Annotated in this window: 18 protein-coding genes (1 of these 18 running past the window's edge); 2 read left to right on the forward strand and 16 right to left on the reverse strand. The window is 62.5% G+C overall.

Translation table 11 applies throughout. From position 1 onward, the window contains the following. From JV201_RS10410 to JV201_RS10440, 7 genes are all read right to left on the reverse strand, one after another. Positions 1–1,933: part of an RHS repeat-associated core domain-containing protein coding region (locus JV201_RS10410; protein ID WP_219407152.1), annotated on the reverse strand (this coding region is incomplete at its 3' end). Its footprint begins 2,294 nt before the window's first position; the window shows 1,933 of its 4,227 annotated nt. 174 nt (positions 1,934–2,107) lie between these two features. Further along, complete coding sequence (locus tag JV201_RS10415; protein ID WP_003209865.1) at positions 2,108–2,869, reverse strand: SDR family oxidoreductase; 762 nt, start codon at positions 2,867–2,869, stop codon at positions 2,108–2,110. After that, positions 2,862–3,662, reverse strand: a complete 801-nt coding sequence (locus JV201_RS10420) for an SDR family NAD(P)-dependent oxidoreductase (RefSeq protein ID WP_219406857.1) — start codon at positions 3,660–3,662, stop codon at positions 2,862–2,864. Before JV201_RS10420 ends, JV201_RS10415 begins: the two co-directional genes overlap by 8 nt. Beyond that, complete coding sequence (locus JV201_RS10425; protein WP_102368617.1) at positions 3,655–4,476, reverse strand: molybdenum cofactor biosynthesis F family protein; 822 nt, start codon at positions 4,474–4,476, stop codon at positions 3,655–3,657. The genes JV201_RS10420 and JV201_RS10425 overlap by 8 nt, the downstream gene beginning before the upstream one ends. A gap of 86 nt (positions 4,477–4,562) precedes the next feature. Continuing rightward, on the reverse strand, positions 4,563–5,222 hold the full coding sequence (locus JV201_RS10430) for a LuxR C-terminal-related transcriptional regulator (protein WP_177009907.1): 660 nt from the start codon (positions 5,220–5,222) through the stop codon (positions 4,563–4,565). A gap of 51 nt (positions 5,223–5,273) precedes the next feature. Next, a complete protein-coding gene (locus JV201_RS10435) occupies positions 5,274–5,639 on the reverse strand; it encodes a cupin domain-containing protein (protein WP_087694950.1) in 366 nt (121 codons plus the stop codon). Positions 5,640–5,785: 146 nt separating this feature from the next. Continuing rightward, complete coding sequence (locus tag JV201_RS10440) at positions 5,786–7,084, reverse strand: FAD-binding oxidoreductase (RefSeq protein ID WP_219406858.1); 1,299 nt, start codon at positions 7,082–7,084, stop codon at positions 5,786–5,788. A 195-nt stretch (positions 7,085–7,279) separates the two neighbouring features. Between JV201_RS10440 and hpaR the strand changes: the two genes are divergently transcribed. After that, positions 7,280–7,702, forward strand: coding sequence for a homoprotocatechuate degradation operon regulator HpaR (hpaR, locus tag JV201_RS10445; protein ID WP_003209875.1), 423 nt, complete (start codon positions 7,280–7,282; stop codon positions 7,700–7,702). A 132-nt stretch (positions 7,703–7,834) separates the two neighbouring features. Here the strand turns inward: hpaR and hpaI are convergent, their stop codons facing one another. The 8 genes from hpaI to JV201_RS10485 form a co-directional block, all read right to left on the reverse strand. Then, complete coding sequence (gene hpaI / locus JV201_RS10450) at positions 7,835–8,635, reverse strand: 4-hydroxy-2-oxoheptanedioate aldolase (RefSeq protein WP_102368620.1); 801 nt, start codon at positions 8,633–8,635, stop codon at positions 7,835–7,837. A gap of 18 nt (positions 8,636–8,653) precedes the next feature. Beyond that, positions 8,654–9,457 (reverse strand): 2-oxo-hept-4-ene-1,7-dioate hydratase, encoded by an 804-nt coding sequence (gene hpaH, locus JV201_RS10455; protein WP_008437182.1) that lies wholly within the window; start codon positions 9,455–9,457, stop codon positions 8,654–8,656. A 10-nt stretch (positions 9,458–9,467) separates the two neighbouring features. Beyond that, positions 9,468–10,772, reverse strand: a complete 1,305-nt coding sequence (locus JV201_RS10460; protein WP_008437183.1) for an MFS transporter — start codon at positions 10,770–10,772, stop codon at positions 9,468–9,470. A 51-nt stretch (positions 10,773–10,823) separates the two neighbouring features. Further along, on the reverse strand, positions 10,824–11,216 hold the full coding sequence (locus tag JV201_RS10465) for a 5-carboxymethyl-2-hydroxymuconate Delta-isomerase (RefSeq protein ID WP_219406859.1): 393 nt from the start codon (positions 11,214–11,216) through the stop codon (positions 10,824–10,826). A 142-nt stretch (positions 11,217–11,358) separates the two neighbouring features. Then, positions 11,359–12,216 carry a 3,4-dihydroxyphenylacetate 2,3-dioxygenase gene (gene hpaD, locus JV201_RS10470; protein ID WP_003209884.1) on the reverse strand — a complete coding sequence of 286 codons (858 nt, stop codon included), beginning with the start codon at positions 12,214–12,216 and terminating at the stop codon, positions 11,359–11,361. A gap of 148 nt (positions 12,217–12,364) precedes the next feature. Beyond that, positions 12,365–13,825, reverse strand: coding sequence for a 5-carboxymethyl-2-hydroxymuconate semialdehyde dehydrogenase (gene hpaE / locus JV201_RS10475; protein ID WP_219406860.1), 1,461 nt, complete (start codon positions 13,823–13,825; stop codon positions 12,365–12,367). A 5-nt stretch (positions 13,826–13,830) separates the two neighbouring features. Next, positions 13,831–14,601, reverse strand: a complete 771-nt coding sequence (locus JV201_RS10480; RefSeq protein ID WP_003209888.1) for a fumarylacetoacetate hydrolase family protein — start codon at positions 14,599–14,601, stop codon at positions 13,831–13,833. Continuing rightward, positions 14,598–15,263: a fumarylacetoacetate hydrolase family protein gene (locus JV201_RS10485; RefSeq protein ID WP_102368624.1), complete on the reverse strand. Its 666-nt coding sequence runs from the start codon at positions 15,261–15,263 to the stop codon at positions 14,598–14,600. The genes JV201_RS10480 and JV201_RS10485 overlap by 4 nt, the downstream gene beginning before the upstream one ends. Before the next feature lie 143 nt (positions 15,264–15,406). Between JV201_RS10485 and hpaA the strand changes: the two genes are divergently transcribed. Beyond that, positions 15,407–16,309 (forward strand): 4-hydroxyphenylacetate catabolism regulatory protein HpaA, encoded by a 903-nt coding sequence (hpaA, locus tag JV201_RS10490; RefSeq protein WP_003209891.1) that lies wholly within the window; start codon positions 15,407–15,409, stop codon positions 16,307–16,309. A gap of 11 nt (positions 16,310–16,320) precedes the next feature. Here the strand turns inward: hpaA and JV201_RS10495 are convergent, their stop codons facing one another. Further along, complete coding sequence (locus JV201_RS10495; RefSeq protein WP_219406861.1) at positions 16,321–17,577, reverse strand: OprD family porin; 1,257 nt, start codon at positions 17,575–17,577, stop codon at positions 16,321–16,323. Between the last annotated feature and the right edge of the window lie 131 nt (positions 17,578–17,708).

Below are 17,708 nucleotides of genomic sequence, written 5' to 3' on the forward strand. Positions count from 1 at the left end.
CCGCCTTGCCAGACCGTTCCCACTCCCAGAAGAAACTCGCCCCACCGGCCAGTTCCCGCTCCAGGATCACCTGCTGATCGTCGTACCGATAACGCTCGCTTTCGCCTACCGCGTTGGTCGCCTCAACCAACCGCCAGGCATCGTCGTACGTGTAGGAAACAACGTTCTGTTCGGTAACCCAGCCCGGCTCCCGCTGCACCTGATAGTCGACGGCAACGATATGGCCGCGCTCATAMCGCAGCAGCAATCCYTGGCCAACRTGGTTATCGATCCGMTGAATCCGCCCGGAATARTCGCGRGMAATGCGCAGYCGGTTGTCATACGCATCGCTGATCGMCGTCAGCACACCGTYRCGGAAGTGGTAGAAAAGCGACGCCTGAGCCAGCACCMRTTCATCCGGCAAAGCACYCAGATAAATCGCCGCTTCCGCCAGGCTATTGGTGATCGCCGGCCGTGCAGCAGAGGGCAGGGGAAASGTSGTRCTGCGGTTTTCGTGATCGGTCCACACCACCGATTCACCGCTCACCACCAACCGCTGCGCCAGCGAATGRCTCCAGCCAAACCCCAACCCGCAATCCACTTCCACGGCRCTGCTGCGATACAACCGCGTCCAGGCAAAYGGCAGCACACCCTCCAACGAGCCGTCCGTCAGGGTCAGCAGTTCCTCACCAGTAACCATCGAAACCGGGCAGCCATTGGTACAGGTATTCGCCGAACAGACCGAAGCATCCCCATTGGGGTTTTTCGCCGAAGCTGGGGCATCATCCACATGTTCTTGCTTCACCAGCGCCGTGCGCGCCGTCTTCGGCTCCCGCACCATCGGTGCCGGATTGGAAATCTCGTCCACGCCAGCCTTCAACGGCACCGCCGCAGCCTTGACCGGTACTGCCTGACTCTGAAGCGATAACGGCTTAAGCACCTCCGCATGCCTATCCAGCGGGGCCGTACCGCCCAGCTTGGCAATCTGCTCCAACCACTCCCGTGCCCGCTCGGACCTGACCTTGCCCAGCACCTGCGCGCCCAGCCGTACCGCCACACCCATACCGCCGGTAGCCCACAGCAACAGCAGGTTGAGCAACACCTCGGTGGTGATTTCCCCGAGCAACTCAAACATGTAATGCGGCGGCAGCATGCGCATCCAGCTGACCATCGCGGACAGGTAGATGAACAGCAGCGGCTCGTCGCTGAGAATCAACAATCCTTTGGCAATCGCCTCATGACTGAGCTTCAGGAGCGCTCCAAGCTCGGCTTGGGAGAGGTACTGCAGGAGCTTTTCGCTGTTGGGCTTGATGTCTGCCAACCACTGGTACAGCTGCGCAATACCGTCCCAGAGGCCGTAAAGCACGTTTTCAAAGCCCCGCGCATAAGCCAGTTGCAGCGAGGTGTAGCGCTCGCCATAACCCGCCTTGGCATAGCTCTCCCATACCGGCTTGAACGTGCTCGTCCACTGACCGCGCAAGTTGCCTTCCAGCGAGCTGATCTCGGACTGATAGGAGGCATACAGTGCCTTGATGTGATCCCTGGAAACGTTGGGATAAAAGCTGACTCGATACTGCCGGTCGACGGTGCACTCGGTGACTTCGAGAATGCCGCTGGGGCCGATGGTCTTATGGATGGGATCGCCGAGGGGACCACCGTCTTGCGCGACTTCCTGCAGCATCACCGGCGTATTGCCGATGGGCACGAACCGTGTGCTCTGGAACATGTGCACCAGGGTCAACGGTGAGTTGGCCTTGCAGGTCGCGACGGTGCTGGCGGGATACAGGGAACGGGTGATGGGCGCGACCAGCGAAACCTCGTCGCCGACCTTGAACACCTGCTCGACATCCAGTGCCGAAAAGCTCCAGAAGCTCTCGGCCCACGCGTCGTAGGTGTTCAGGCAATGTGTAAAGTCATTGAGAACCCCATCGACGTCGCGCGTCTTCGGGTCCATCGCCGCCACGACCAGAAAGCCTATGGCGGGATTCAAGAGGCAGCCCCATCGGGCAGGGCATTAATCGAAAAAAACATCGGCGTTCCCTCGCGCTGTGTGATCAGGCGAGGGACTTTGCAGAGGTTCTCAGGGCAGGGGAGTAGAGGTTATCCGGCAGTTCGGTAGGACGTTTCGTTAAACCTCCGGCAAGGTCGAGCCGCCATCCACCACCAGCGTCTGCCCAGTGATATAGCCCGCCAGGTCCGATGCCAGGAACAGCATTGCCCCGGCGATATCCGACGGTGCACCCAGCCGTCCCAGCGGCACCCGGCTGGCGATCTGTGCATTTACCTGGTCATCCCCCAGGTTGCCCATGGCCGGGGTTGCGATCATGCCGGGCTCCACACCGTTGACTCGCACATTCAAACCGGCCAGTTCCAGCGCCGCATTGCGAATGAACCCGTTGACCCCGGCCTTCGACGCCGCATAGTGACTCAACCCCGGAAACGCAACCCGCGGCCCCGTGACAGACGACGTAACCAGCACGCAGCCCCGACCCTGACGGCGGAACATCGGCAACGCCGCCTGGGTCAGCCAGAACAACGCCGAGAGGTTGACCGCCAAGGTACGGCCGAGCATCGCCGGAGTGATCTCGGCAAAGGGCGTCAGCGGAAAATACCCGGCGTTATGCACCAGAATATCCAGCCGCCCCCAGTCGTGTTCCACCCCTGCAATCAGCTCGAAAACCGCAGCCGCATCCGCCAGATCCACCGTCACCGCTTCCACCTGGCAGCCGCGCCCGCACAGCTCCAGCGCGAGCGCCTCTGCCAGTTGCAGGTCGGCGATCATCACCCGCGCGCCCCGCAGGGCAAACGCTTCGACGATGGCCCGACCAATACCCTGGGCGCCACCCGTTACCAATACGTTGCGACCAGTGAAATCCAGGTCTTCATTCATGACGCTGCTCCATACGCGCATAGGCCAGCGTCGGCACATCGACGATGCTTGAGCCTCCGTCCGCCACCAGCGTCGCACCCGTAATGATCGACGCGTCACTGGAGGCCAGGAAGCGGCACACCCTGGCGATTTCTTCAGCGCTGGCGGGGCGTCGCAACGGCACGTCGGCGCACACCCGGTCATAGGCGTGTTGCAGCGTTTCGCCATAAAAGTCCATCAACGGCTGCATCTCCTCATCCGCCATCGGCGTGCGCACCCAGCCGGGGCACACCGCGTTCACCCGCACCCCGCGCGGGCCGTAATCCCGGGCCAGCGAGCGATTGAGCCCGAGCAAGGCATGCTTGGCCGTGGTGTAGCCGCACACCTCGGGCCCGGCAGCCAGTGAGGCAATCGAACCCATCAGCACGATGTTCCCGCCACTTTCCAGCAGCAGCGGCAAGCACGCCCGCGCACTGTAGAAGGCGCTGTCGAGGTTGCTGCGCAGCGCCGCTTCCCAGGTCTGCGGGCTGGTGTCGGTGGCGCTGCCCACGCCATGGCCGCCCGCACAGGCCAGCAGCACGTCGATCCGGCCGAAGCGCTGACGAATCTGCGCAATAAAACCCTCCCAGGTCTGCGGGCAGGCCGCATCACCCACCAGCACCCACCCCCCGGTTTCCCGCGCGACCTGCTCCAGCGGCTCGCGGCGACGGCCGATCAGTATCAACTGCGCACCCTCGGCAGCATACAGCCGGGCGCACGCAGCACCGATGCCCGTGCCGGCCCCGGTGATCACAATCGTGCTCGGCTCAGTCATCAGGATGCTCCGTGCGATTGAGCACCTGGCAGTAGGAACTGATGGGAAAGTTCGATAGTTCATCGAAGGAGGCGTCGGCATAGCCAAAGATCTTGCCGTCGCTGCGGTGTTGCTGCAGGTCGATCAGCACCAGGCCGAGGGTGGGGATGATTTTTTCGCGCCAGACGAACAGGTAGAGCTGGTCGGCGATCTTGTAGTAATCGCAGCGGTCGGTGTCGCACAGGCCTTGCTCGACACCCTTGAGGCATTGCCAGGCGTAGAACTGGTGGTTGAGGTAGATGTGCTCGTAGACCTCGCTCGGGCTGTAGCGATACTGGTTGCGCAGGCCGATCAGGTCGGTGGTTGGTGCGTGGGGGCATTGGCCTGGCTGCCACGGGCGGTCGAGATTGCCGTGGAGAAATTCCACTTCCACCGAAGTCAGCGGCTTGCCGGCAAGGGCGCGGCTGTAGAGGCCTTCGCGGGTTTGTTCCTGGGTGGGCATGCGCCCGAGCACAGCGGTGAACGAAGCGCTGGCGGTGTCGAGCACCAGGCTGACCGACCAGGCCTGCGTGCCTTCGCGCTTGATGAAATCCACCAGGTACAGGCCGGGGCGCACCGAGGTCGCACGGTAGGTGGCGCTGCCGCTGGAGTGACCGTCGGCTGCAACCCAGGAGAGGCTGTCGCGCTCGAAACGGTGCTCGATCTGCCAGCCATTGGCGAAGTGCAGGGTGAAGGCCTTGCCGCTCAGGTCGGCCAGGTTCGGCAGGATAAATGCCTCTGGGGCGAAGCCGTCGGCCAGGGCGCCCACGGTGATCCAGTCAGAAGGGGTGGTCATTTGCGAAGCTCCGGTTGGGTGGGTGAACACCACGAATCATCGCGCCCGGGAGCAGGCGCGGGTATCAACCGGATGGTTGAGGCGAACTACAGGAAAAGACTTCCCACCAGTTCTGTGCGACTGCTGACGCCGGCCTTGCGAAACAGGTTGATCAGGTGGGTCTTGATGGTGGGCAGGCCGACATCCAGCTCCTGGGCCAGCTGTTTATTGCTGGCGCCCTGGCGCAACAGCAGGGCGATCTGGCGCTCCTTGGGTGTGAGACCGGCCAATGCATCTTCAGTGGGCTGCATGTTGGCCACCGCCAGTTGCAGCAAGGTTTGCAGGGCGTTCAGTTGGGCCAGTTGCTCGCCGGTGAAAGCGCCCTGGTCGGCGGTGCGCAACAGCGAAATCGCCGCCTGGGGCTGGCCGGCGCGCTGGGCGAAAATCTCCACCACATCGACCACGCCATAGCGCCGCAGAAAATCCCCATAGCGCCGGGTATCCCGCGCCGGCTGGCGGGCCATGGCAACGTCCAGCGTTACCACCGCCAGGCCACTGGACAGGCAGTTGCGCGGTTGCAACGGGTCGAATTGGCGGTAGTTGTCGAGGTAGTCGCGGTGCATTTCGCCGCTCATGCCGTGCAACTGGAAATCCCGGGCTTGCAGCTGGCGGTCGACGCAATAGAACGCGGCCTGGCTGACCGGAATCAAGCGGGTGAAAGCCTGCAGGCACTGGCCGGCGACTTCGTGGGCGGGGAGAGCGTGCATGGGGGATACCTGCGCCAAAAGGCTGCCGACGGGTGCCGGCAGCCGGGGCTATCACACCACGGCGAAGTAGTGTTTGACGAAACTTTCGCTGACCACTTCCCACAGCACCGGGGTGCCCTTGGTCACGAACCAGCTGTCACCGGCCTTGTAGCGGGTCCTCTGGCCGGTGGACTCGTCGGTGAGCACCACTTCGCCGGTGACCACGGTGGCTTGTTCGGCAAACGGGTAGACCATGCGGAACTTGCCCTGGGTGGTGCCGAAATAGGCGCTGCTGACCGGGTCGGTGGGGGCACCGAAGGTCATTTTGCCGAAGGCCCGGACTTCGCCTTCGAGGATGGTCGAGCCGAGGTCGGCGACGGTGCCCCAGGCGTCGAGTTCGGATAGCTGGATGTCTTTCTTGAGGGTAACGAGGGTCATGGCAGTTGCTCCTGATGAGAAAAAATTAGTGACCAACTGTAGGAGCGAGCTTGCTCGCGAAGGTCGTCAACGATGACGTTGGCGTCCTGGATTAACGCGGCGCCCTTGGGTTTTTCGCGAGCAAGCTCGCTCCTACAGGGTGTTTGTCAGCGGCGGCCGTTCCAGTAACCGGAGAGCTGGTGCCAGGATTTGCCGGCGGTAAGCAGCAGCGGGCGGATCGCGTCCTTGCCGATGATGGTCGGGCGATGGATCGAGCTGACCAGGTCATACCGCGCCGAGCCTTCGCTCATGCCTTCGGCCAGCACCTTGCAGATGATGTGGCTTGGGGTCACGCCGAAGCCCGAATAGCCCTGCACATAGAACGCGTTGCTGCGCCCGGACAGGGTGCCGACCTGCGGGAACAGGTTCGGGCTGCAGGCCATCGGGCCGCCCCAGGCCAGGTCGATCTTCACGTCCTTGAGGTACGGGAAAATCTTCAGCATCAGGTTGCGGTTCCAGGCTTTCAAATCGCCGGGAATGTGCTCCACCAAAGGCGTGGCGGCGCCGAACAGCAGGCGGTTTTCGTGGGTGACGCGGTAGTAGTCGATCACCGGGCGAATGTCGCTGTAGGCCCCGCGAATCGGGCTGATACGGTTGATCAGCTCTTCTGGCAACGGCTCGGTCATCATCTGGAACGCGTAGGTGTTGATGGTCGAGCGGTGCAGTTCCGGCTCCAGCTTGTTGAGGAAACTGTCGCAGGCCCACAGCAGCTTGCTGGCCTTGACCGAACCGCGGCCGGTGCGCACGGTGATGCGCTCGCCATAACTGACTTCCAGCGCCGGGCTGTTCTCGAAAATCCGCACGCCGTGGCCGGCCAGGGCCTTGGCTTCGCCCAGCAGCAGGTTCAACGAGTGCACATGCCCGCCGCCCATGTGCAGCAGGGCGCTGCTGTAGGCGTCGGAGCCGATGATCTGCTTGACGTCGGAGCCGCCAAGAAAGCGGATCTCGTGTTGGGTGTTGATGGATTTGAAGTCTTTCTCCCAGGCGCGCAGGGTCTTTTCCTGGCGGGCGTTGAAGCCCATGTAGCCATAGCCGTGGCAGAAGTCGGCATCGATGTCGTACTTGGCGATGCGGTTCTTGATGATGTCGGCGCCCAGGTCGCTGATCTCGAAGATCTGGCGCAGGCCGTCTTCACCCACGTCCTTCTTGATCTTTTCCAGGTCGTGGCCGATGCCGGCCATGATCTGCCCACCGTTGCGCCCGGTACCGCCAAAACCCAGGTAACGCGCTTCCAGCACGACGATGTTGGTGATGCCTTTTTCGGCGAGCTCCAGGGCGGTGTTGATCCCGGAAAAGCCGCCACCGATGATCACCACGTCGGCTTCCACGTCCTGCTCCAGGGTGGGGAAGCTGAGGTTGTATTTCTTGGTCGCCGTGTAATAGGTCGGCGTTTCGATATTGATCATTGCGCTGCCTGACAGTGAAGAGCTAATGAGTGTATTAAGGCCGTTGGCGCGCTGGATGTCTTGATTCTGTGTGCCGCCGGTTTTGATCCTGCGCGCCAGAGCCTTCGCCGGCTTCACAAGTTATAGCGTGAGGTGGGGAGGAGAGTGTTAGAGTTTCGTTAAAACATTAACTAAATTTATCGTGACCCTGAGCCTATGTTGAAACCCAGACAATCCCTGACCCTGACCTTGCTTCAGGCCCGTGAAGCGGCCATGAGTTTTTTCCGGCCCTCGCTGAATGAGCATGGGCTGACCGAGCAGCAATGGCGGGTTATTCGAATTCTCAGCCAGCATGACGAGCTGGAGATTTACCAACTGGCGGAACTGGCGTGCATTCTCAAGCCGAGCATGACCGGCGTGCTGGTGCGCATGGAGGCGGCGGGGATGGTGCACCGGCGCAAGGCCGAGCAGGATCAGCGGCGGGTGCTGGTGACGCTGGCGGAGAAGGGCAAGGCCAGTTTCGAGTCGATGAGCCAGTGCATGGAGGAGAATTATCAGCGGTTGCAGGAGCAGTTCGGGGAGGAGAAGTTGCAGGTGTTGTTGGGGTTGCTGGATGAGTTGAAGACTATCAAGCGCTGACACACCGCCGATCCAAATGTGGGAGCGGGCTTGCTCGCGAATGCGGTGGGTCAGCCAACAAACCTGGCACTGATACACCGCTTTCGCGAGCAAGCCCGCTCCCACATTTTGGATCTTTGTGGTTTCAGAGCGTCAGTACACGCCGCCGGTAATGGCCGGTGTTGCGGTGTCTTTGAATTTCGCCGCCAACCCCTGCAACCCGCGCATCAACACGGTCGTATCCACCCCCACCGCCACAAACGCCGCCCCCAACTCGATATACCGCCGCGCCAGTTTCTCATCCGCACTCAAGATGCCCGCCGCCTTGCCGGCTTTTTGAATCCGCCCAATCGCGTCCTCAATCGCCGCCTGCACCTCGGGGTGCCCGGGATTCCCCCGGTGCCCCATGGCCGCGCTCAGGTCCGCCGGGCCGATAAACACCCCGTCCACTCCGTCAACCGCCGCAATCGCATCGAGGTTGTCCAGGCCTTCACGGTTCTCGATCTGCACCAGCAGGCACATCTGCGCATCGGCCTCATCCAGGTAACCGGGAATCCTGTTCCAGCGCGACGCCCGCGCCAGCGCGCTGCCCACGCCCCGTACACCACCCGGTGGATAACGCATCGCCCGCACCAGCTGCCGTGCCTGGTCAGCCGTCTCCACCATCGGCACCAACAGCGTCTGCACGCCGATATCCAGCACCTGCTTGATCAACGCCGTATCGCCGATCACCGGGCGAATCACCGGTTGGCTGTCATAAGGCGCGACAGCCTGCAGTTGGCCGAGCATGCCGCGCAGGTCATTGGGCGCGTGCTCGCCGTCGATCAACAGCCAGTCGAACCCGGCATTCGCCGCCAGTTCGGCGCAATAAGCGTCCGCCAAACCGAGCCACAGGCCGATCTGGGTCTCGCCACGTTGCAGGCGTTGCTTGAAGCGGTTGATGGGCATGTCCATGAAACAGTCCTCCAGTATTCAGACAAAGCGGCAGGAGATGGAACCCAGCATGTCGTAGTCGACATGGAAGGTGTCACCCGGATTCGCCGCCACCGGGCGGGTGAAGGAGCCGCCGAGGATGATCTGGCCGGGTTGCAGGGTGACGTCGTACGGCGCCAGTTTGTTCGCCAGCCAGGCCACGCCCTTGGCCGGATGGTTAAGTACCGCAGCCGACACCCCGGACTCTTCGATCACCCCGTTGCGGTATAGCACCGCCGGCACCTTGCGCAGGTCGATCTCGGTGGGGCGCACGGCGCGGCCGCCCATCACCACGCCGGCATTGGCGGCGTTGTCGGAAATGGTGTCGAATACCTTGCGGGTGGCGTTGGTGTGCGGGTCGATCTGCTGGATGCGTGCGTCGATGATTTCCAGCGCCGGGATCACCCATTCCGTGGCATCGAGCACATCGAAAATCGTGCAGTTCGGGCCCTTCAGCGGCTTGCCGAGGATGAACGCCAGTTCCACTTCCACCCTCGGCACGATGAAGCGCTCGAAGGGGATGTCGGTGCCTTCGTCGAAGAACATGTCATCGAGCAGGGCGCCGTAATCCGGCTCGGTGATGTTCGACGACACCTGCATCGCCCGCGACGTCAGGCCGATCTTGTGCCCGACCAGCTTGCGCCCGTCCTTGATTTTCCGGGCCACCCAGGCGCGCTGGATGGCGTAGGCGTCTTCAATCGTGATGTTCGGATGCTCCAGGGAAAACTGGCGCACCTGTTCACGGGAACGCTCGGCCTGGTCGAGGCGGGCGGCGGCTTGCTGAATAAGGGCTTGATCAAGCATGACAAAATCTCTACTGGGGATTGACGATGGCCGCATGGGTGCGCAGCACCAGCAGGCCGCCGAGGGCGATAAGCAGCGCCAGCACGTACAGGGCCAGGCTCGCGCTTTGGGTGGTGTCGCGCATCCAGCCGATCAGGTAGGGCGCGAGGAACGAAGCGATGCTGCCGAACGAGCTGATCAGCGCGATGCCGGCCGCCTGGGTGCTGTTGGACAGGAACGCCGGCGGCAATTGCCAGAACATCGGCAGCGCAGCGCTGGCGCCCATGCCGGCGAGGATCAGGCCGCCCAGCACCAGGGTCGGGTTGGTGGGCGAGAGCCCGGCCACCGCAATACCGATGGCCGACATCAGCAACGGCACGCACAGGTGCCAGCGGCGTTCGCGGTTGCGGTCGGACGAGCGCCCGCAGCCGATCATGAAGAAGCACCCGGCCAGATACGGTACGGCGCTCAGCAAGCCGACCTGGCTGTCGCGGCCGATGCCGGCGCCGTGGATCAGGGTGGGCATCCAGAACGCCAGGGTGTTCACCGCCAGCATCACCGCGAAGTACACCGCCACCAGCAGCCACACCTGCGGGTCACGCAGGATGCCGCCGAAGGAGGTGATGGATTTGCGCTGTTCTTCAGTGCTCAGTTGCTCGCGCAGTTGTTGCTTTTGCGCGGGCTCCAGCCACTTCACGGTTTCGAAGCTGTCGGGCAGGTATTTCAGGACGACCAGGCCGAGCAGCACCACCGGGGCGCCTTCGATCAGGAACATCCACTGCCAGCCCCGCAGCCCGCCGAAATCATGGAAGTTCTCCAGGATCGCACCGGACAACGGGCCACCAATCACACCGGCCATGGGCACGGCAATCGCAAACAGGGCGGTGACTTGCGCCCGGCGGCGGGCCGGGTACCAGCGGTTGAGGAACACCAGGATCCCCGGGAAGAAGCCGGCTTCGGCCACCCCCAGCAGAAAGCGCAGCACGTAGAAGCCCGTGGAGCTTTCGATCCACAGCATGCTGGTGGAGAGCACGCCCCACACCACCATCAGGCAGGCGATCCAGCGCCGTGGGCCGACCCGGTCCAGGGCCATGTTGCTGGGTACGCCGAACAGCGCGTAGGCGATGAAAAACAGGCCGGCACCGAGGCCATACACCGTGTCGCTGAAGTGCAGGTCGGTGCTCATCTGCATCTTGGCGAAGCCGATGTTGATGCGGTCCAGGTGGGCAAACAGGTAGCAGATCAGCAGCAACGGCATCAGTCGCCAGGTGACGATGCTGTGGGTGCGCTGATGTTCGATCAGGGTGGTGCTGTCGGCGGTATTGGCTGTGCTCATGATGTTGTTCTTTTTTGTTTGAGTGGCCATGGGCGGAAAGGTGGGCTGTGCTCAGCCCGCCTGGTTCTTCAGGAATGCGTGCACGTTGTTCTGCTTGAAATTCAGCTCGGGGTGCAGCTCGATCATCTCGAACGACAACGCCAGCAGCCGCTGGGATTGCAGCTCGGCGAAGTGCTCGGTGATGACCTTGAACAGGGCTTCGGCCACCGTTTTTCGGGTTTCCAGGTCGCGCCCGTGGCCGACCTTGAGGGTCATGTGGACGAAGGCGTAGTCATGATTGCCGTCGGCCATGCGCCAGGTGTCCAGGCGCACTCCGCGACTGCGGATGCCCCCCAGGGGAAACACGCCGCTGTCCCCCAGCACGGCGTGAACCTGCTCGAACAGGGCCGGCAGGTTGGCCTGCTGCTCGATGTTGTCGGTGTATTCCGCGATGAAGTGCGGCATGTGTATCTCCTCTTGGGGTGAGGTACAGCGAATTCCTTGTAGGAGCTGGCTTGCCTGCGATGGCATCAACTCGGTGCGACAGATACACCGAGGTGCCTGCATCGCAGGCAAGCCAGCGCCTACAGGTGATCTTCACCAAGGCTCATAAAGGGAAAATGGCATTGATCTGCCCGGTGCCCGAACTGCCGAACGGCTGGGTGATGATCTCGGCCGGCTGGTTGTAGTCCGGCCCGCCCAGCAGTCCCAGGAGCATCGCGGTGTCGTGCATCTTGCCTTCGCCGAAGCAGTGCTCGGCGTAGTCCGGCAGCATTGCGCAGAACTCCTTGAAGCGGCCTTGCTTCCACATCTCCACCACGTGCAGGTCCATCTGTTTGTCGAATTCACGGGTCCAGTTGTGGATGTTGGCTTCGGCTTCGCGGTCGTCCGAGAAGCGGTGGGAGAGGGAGCCCGAGGCCAGCACCAGGACTTTGCGGTCGCTCTTTTCGATGGCGCGGCGCACGGCGGCGCCGAACGCAAAGCTGTCTTCCAGGCGGTGCCAGGCGCACCACGCGGCAATCGAGATCACGTCGAACTTCTGCGCGTCCGGCACGCCCATGTGCATGTAGCGCATCGGTACCAGGGTGCCGTATTCCAGCTCCAGGCTCGGGATGTTGTGGGCCATGGTGCGCACGCCGGCCAGGTTGGCCTCGGCGGCGATCAACTCGCCCAGCTCGGGGCAGCCCGGGTACTCGTACTCCATGTTCTTGATGAAGTGCGGCAGCTCGTTGCTGGTGTAGGTGCCCTTGAAATGCTCGCCGCAGTTGACGTGATAGCCGCTGTTGACCAGCCAGTGCACGTCGAACACCACCGCGGTGTCGGCCCCCAGTTCACGGGCGCGCCGCCCGATTTCCTTGTGCCCGGCGATGGCTGCTTCGCGGCAACCGTGGTGCTTGCCGGGCAGTTCCGACAGGTACATCGAGGGGACGTGGCAGATCTTCGCTGCCAGAACCACTTCGCCCATGATCATTCTCCTGAGTATTTATTCTTTTGTAGGAGCGAGCTTGCTCGCGAAAAACGTCAACGATAACGCAGCACTTCTGTTAGCCCGCGGCGCCTGCGGGTTCTTCGCGAGCAAGCTCGCTCCTACAGGTAGCGTTGTTATATCCGGGTTACACACCCCAGCGCGGGATGTGATGACTGCCCATGGAAATGCACACGTTCTTGATCTCGGCAAACACTTCGAAGCTGTACTGGCCGCCTTCACGGCCGGTGCCGGAACCTTTTACCCCACCAAACGGCTGGCGCAAGTCCCGCACGTTCTGGCTGTTGATGAACACCATGCCGGCTTCGATGCCGTAGGCCAGACGATGCGCCTTGCCGATGTCCTGGGTCCAGATATAGGACGCCAGGCCGTACTCGGTGTCGTTGGCCAGTTGCAGCGCCTCGGCTTCGTCCTTGAACGGGATCAGGCACACCACCGGGCCGAAGATCTCTTCCTGGGCGATGCGCATCTGGTTGTTCACATCGGCAAACACCGTCGGCTGGATAAACTGCCCGCGGCTCAAGTGCGCCGGCAGGTTGGCCGGGCGTTCCAGGCCGCCGGCCAGCAGGGTGGCGCCTTCCTCGAGGCCAATCCTGATGTAGCCGGTGACCTTGTCGTAGTGGGCCTGGGTGATCATCGAGCCGACCTGGGTCTTCGGGTCCTGTGGGTCGCCGACGATCAGGCGTTTGGCGCGGGCGGCAAATTCGGCGACGAACTGCGGGTACACGCTCTCCTGAATGAAGATCCGGCTGCCGGCGGTGCAGCGTTCACCGTTGAGCGAGAAGATGGTGAACAGTGCCGCGTCGAGGGCGCGGTTCAGTTCGGCGTCTTCAAAGATCAGCACCGGCGACTTGCCGCCCAGTTCCATGGAGTACTTTTTCAGCCCGGCGGTCTGCATGATTTTCTTGCCGGTGGCGGTACCGCCGGTGAAGGAAATCGCCCGCACGTCCGGGTGGCGCACCAGCGCATCGCCGGCGGTGGCGCCGTAGCCCTGGATTACGTTCAGCACGCCTTTGGGAATCCCGGCTTCGACCGCCAGGCGCCCCAGTTCATTGGCCGTCAGCGGCGACAGCTCGGACATCTTCAGCACCGCGGTATTGCCCAGCGCCAGGCACGGCGCAGTCTTCCAGGTGGCGGTCATGAACGGCACGTTCCATGGCGACACCAACGCGCACACGCCCACCGGCTGGTACAGGGTGTAGTTGAGCATCTGGTCGTCCACCGGGTAACTGTGGCCGTCCATGCGGGTGCAGACTTCGGCGAAGAAATCGAAGTTGTGGGACGCCCGGGGAATCAGCACGTTCCTGGTCTGGTGGATCGGCAGGCCGGTGTCGAGGGTTTCCAGCTCGGCCAGGTGCGGCACGTTCTGTTCGATCAGCTCACCGAGCTTGCGCATCAGGCGGGCCCGTTCCTTGGCCGGCGTTCCCGCCCACTTCGGAAAGGCTTCCTTGGCGGCCGCTACCGCCTGCGCCACTTCCTCGGCCCCACCGCTGGCGACTTCACCGATGGCTTCGCCGGTGGCCGGGTTGTAGTTGATGAAGGTGTCTTTGCTCTCGACCTCACGGCCGTTGATCCAGTGTTTGATCATGTTGCTCAAGCCTCTTTACGGGCGGCGAAAAAGTCCGCCTCGCTGACAATTCGATTGACCAGGCGGCCTACGCCTTCCACTTCCACGACCACTTCATCCCCCGGCACCACATCCGCCAGGCCTTCCGGGGTGCCGGTGGCGATCATGTCGCCGGGCTGCAGGGTCATGAAGCTGGACAGGTACTCGATCAAATACGGGATGTCGAAAATCATGTCTTTCGTGCTGCCTTCCTGGCGCAGCTCACCGTTGATCCAGGTGCGCAGCTTCAGGTTGCTTGGGTCCGGTACGTCGGCGACATCCACGATCCATGGGCCTACGGGGGTGGTGGCGTCGCGGTTTTTCACCCGCAGGTTGGGGCGGTAGTAGTTTTCCAGGTAGTCGCGGATCGCGTAGTCGTTGCACACCGTGTAGCCGGCCAGATACTCCAGGGCGTTCTCGCGCTTGACGTTGCGCGCCGGTTTGCCGATGACCGCCACCAGTTCGCACTCGTAGTGCATGTAGGCGACGTTATCCGGCCGCCAGGTCACCTGGTTATGGCCGGTGTAGGTGCCGGGAGACTTGATGAACGCCAGCGGTTCGGTCGGTGGCTTGAAGGCCAGTTCGGCGGCGTGGTCGGCGTAGTTCAGGCCCAGGGCAAACATGCTGCCAGTGGCCGGTGGCAGCCATTCGACCTGGTCTTCGGCCAGCAGGCGGCCGTCGGCCAGGCGCACGGCGTTTTCAGCTTCTACCAGCACTTGGTGGGCTTCACCTTCAAAGCGAATACGGGCGTGTTTCATGACAGCTCCTCTGCCTTGATGTGGTTGACCAGGCGGCCCAGGCCGCTGATCTCGACTTCAACCGTGTCGCCGGGTTGCACATCCACCCGGCCTTCGGGCGTGCCGGTGATCAGCAGGTCGCCCTCGTGCAGGGTCATGAACTCGCTGATCTCGGCGATCAACTGCGGCAGGCTGCGCACGAAGTTGGCGGTGGAGTTTTGCTGGCGCAGTTCACCGTTGACGAACAGCTTCACGCTCAATTGATGCGGATTGGCGACCTGGTCGCGGGCCACCAGTTCCGGGCCCAATGCGCAGAAACCGTCCCGGCACTTGGCTTTCACCGCCGGGCGGTAGTAGCTGTCTTCCGGCAGGCTGAACTCATTGACGATGGTGTAGCCCGCCACATGCTCCAGGGCATTTTCGACGCTGACCCGGCTGGCGCTCTTGCCAATCACCACCCCGAGTGCCGGGCCCGGTTGCAGGCGTTCACCCTGTGGGTGCAGCACCACGCCGTCGTGGCCGTTGCGGGTATTGGGCGTCTTGATGAACAGCACCGGCTTCACCGGTGGTTTCTGGTAAGGCGCTTGTTCGAATTCGGCGAGACGTTGGTTCAGCAACCCCTGGTAGTTCAGCGCAACGCCGAACAGGGTGCCGTTCGCAACATCATGCAGGGCACGGCTCATGCTTTTCTCCTGGCAGTGGCGGGGCAGATTCGGACCTGCACCGTGGGAAATTCGTTAACCTGTTAACGTTATAATTAAGATGTTAACTATCGTCAAGCGTGGCAATATTTCAGGGCAGTCAAAACAACAAAGAGAATGCAGTGATGAGCGATCGTCAGCCGATCCCCAACATCAACATCGGGCAGGTCTACGACCAGCGTTACAGCGATGCCGAGGTGCACTACGACCGGCTCGGCAACCTGGCGGGATTTTTTGGCCGCAACATGCCGGTGCATCGCCATGACCGGTTTTTCCAGGTGCATTACGTCAAGACCGGCGCGGTGCGGGTCTACCTGGACGACCAGCAGTACCTCGAATCCGGGCCGATGTTTTTCCTCACGCCGCCGACGGTGGCGCATTCGTTCGTCACCGAAGCCGACGCCGACGGCCATGTGCTGACCGTGCGCCAGCAACTGGTGTGGGCCTTGATTGACGCCGACCCCAGCCTGGCCCCCGGCGCACAATTGCCGGCGGCCTGCGTGGCGTTGGCGCGGCTGGCACCGGAGTTTCAGCCCGAGGTGCGCCGCCTGGAATTCCTGTTTGATGAGCTGTGCAGCGAGATCAACGCCCAGGCCAGCGGACGCGGTTCGGCCCTGGACAGCCTGACGCGGCTGATCATGATCAGCCTGCTTAGGCTCTGCGCCAATTCCCTGGAAGCCCGCCCTGCACGCCACGAAGACCTGCGGATCTTTCACCGCTTCAACGAGCTGATCGAAGACCACTACCTGCAACACTGGCCGCTGTCGCGCTACGCCGACGGTATCGGCGTCACTGAAGCGCGGCTCAACGAGGTGTGCCGACGCATCGCCGACCTGCCGTCCAAGCGCCTGATTCTGGAGCGGCTGATGCAGGAGGCCCGGCGCCTGCTGCTGTTCACCGGCAGTTCGGCGAATGAAATCTGCTACCAGTTGGGGTTCAAGGACCCGGCGTATTTCAGCCGGTTCTTCCAGCGCTACGCGCAGATGACGCCGGGGGAATACCGCCAGCGTCAATCGGGGTTGCGTTGAGGTGGCCAGCGTTACCACAGGGCTACGGTGTAGCCGATGATCACCCGGCTTTCGTCGATGTCGCTGGTCAGGCCGTTGCTTGAGCGCAGGGTCGCATTGCGCAGGCGCACGTTGACGTTCTTCAGTGGGCCGCTCTGCACGGTGTAGACCAGGTCGGTGTCGCGCTCCCATTCGCGGCCGTTGCGCACCGTGGCGGTTTGCGCATGGCTGCCGTCGACGTAGCGGGTCATGAAGGTCAGGCCCGGCAGGCCGAGGGCGGCGAAGTTGTAGTCGTAGCGCGCCTGCCACGCGTCGGTGTTGGCCTTGGTGAAGATATTGATGGTCACCAGGTTGACCGAATACGGATCTTGCCCCGGGAAGGCAAAGTCGCCGTCGCCGGAAAGGCTCTGAAAGCCCAGGCCGAATTTGTGCGCGCCCACCGACAAACTGAACATGCCGTTGAAAAAGCGGTTGTCGATCCGCCCGCCGTCGACCCGCGAAGCGCTGCGCAGCAGGGCGCTGCCTTGCTCGCGGGTGTCGAAGTAGCGCAGGTCGGTGCGCAGGTTCACGCCTTGGGCCAGCGGCAGGTCATGCACCAGGCCGATGAAATTCTGGCGGTAGATGTCCTGCATCTGCGCGTAGTAATAGGTCGCCGCCAGGTGCGGGTTGATCGCGTAGGTGCCGCCGGCAAGGTCCAGGTGGCTGCTGTTGACGCCGCCGTAGCTCATGGACTCGTTGTTGGAGGAGTCCCGCAGGTTCTGTTTTTCCAGGCGGCCGACGTTCAGGGTCAGGCCGTCGATGTCCTGGGAGGTCACCAGTTCACCGTTGTAGGTCGACGGCAGCAGGCGGGTGTCGTTGTAGGCAGCCACCGGCAACAGCGGTTGCAGGGTGCCGAGCTTGAGCACGGTTTTCGACACGCGCAATTTGGCGGTCAGGCCGAGTTCGCTGTAGCTGTCGGCCGGCTCGCCGCTGGCGCCAGACGGCAGCAACCCGGTGCCCCGGCGGTCGCGGCTGGAGTCGAGCTTCAGGCCCATTTCACCCAGGGCGTCCACGCCAAACCCGACCACGCCTTCGGTATAGCCCGACTCCAGGCGCAGCACAAAACCTTGCGCCCATTCGTCTGCCTTGTTCTGCGGCGCGTTGGCCTGGCGAAAGTCGCGGTTCATGTAGAAATTGCGCAGGTCCAGGCTGGCCTTGCTGTCCTGGAAGAATTCGGCGTGGGCAACCAGAGGGCTAAACGCGGCGCACAGGCCAGCGCTTGCCGCCGTGCGAAAGAGGCACGAATGCATGAGGGGCGTTCCTTTTGTTGTTTTTGTTGGTAGAGCCCGCCACCAGGGCAGGGGCGGGCATATTGTTAACATGTTATCTTTAAGCTGAATAGCTGGATTAACAGGTTTTTATGAATTCGTTTCGAAATTAA

This window comes from Pseudomonas sp. Colony2 (genome assembly GCF_019382755.1).
Lineage (GTDB): Bacteria > Pseudomonadota > Gammaproteobacteria > Pseudomonadales > Pseudomonadaceae > Aquipseudomonas.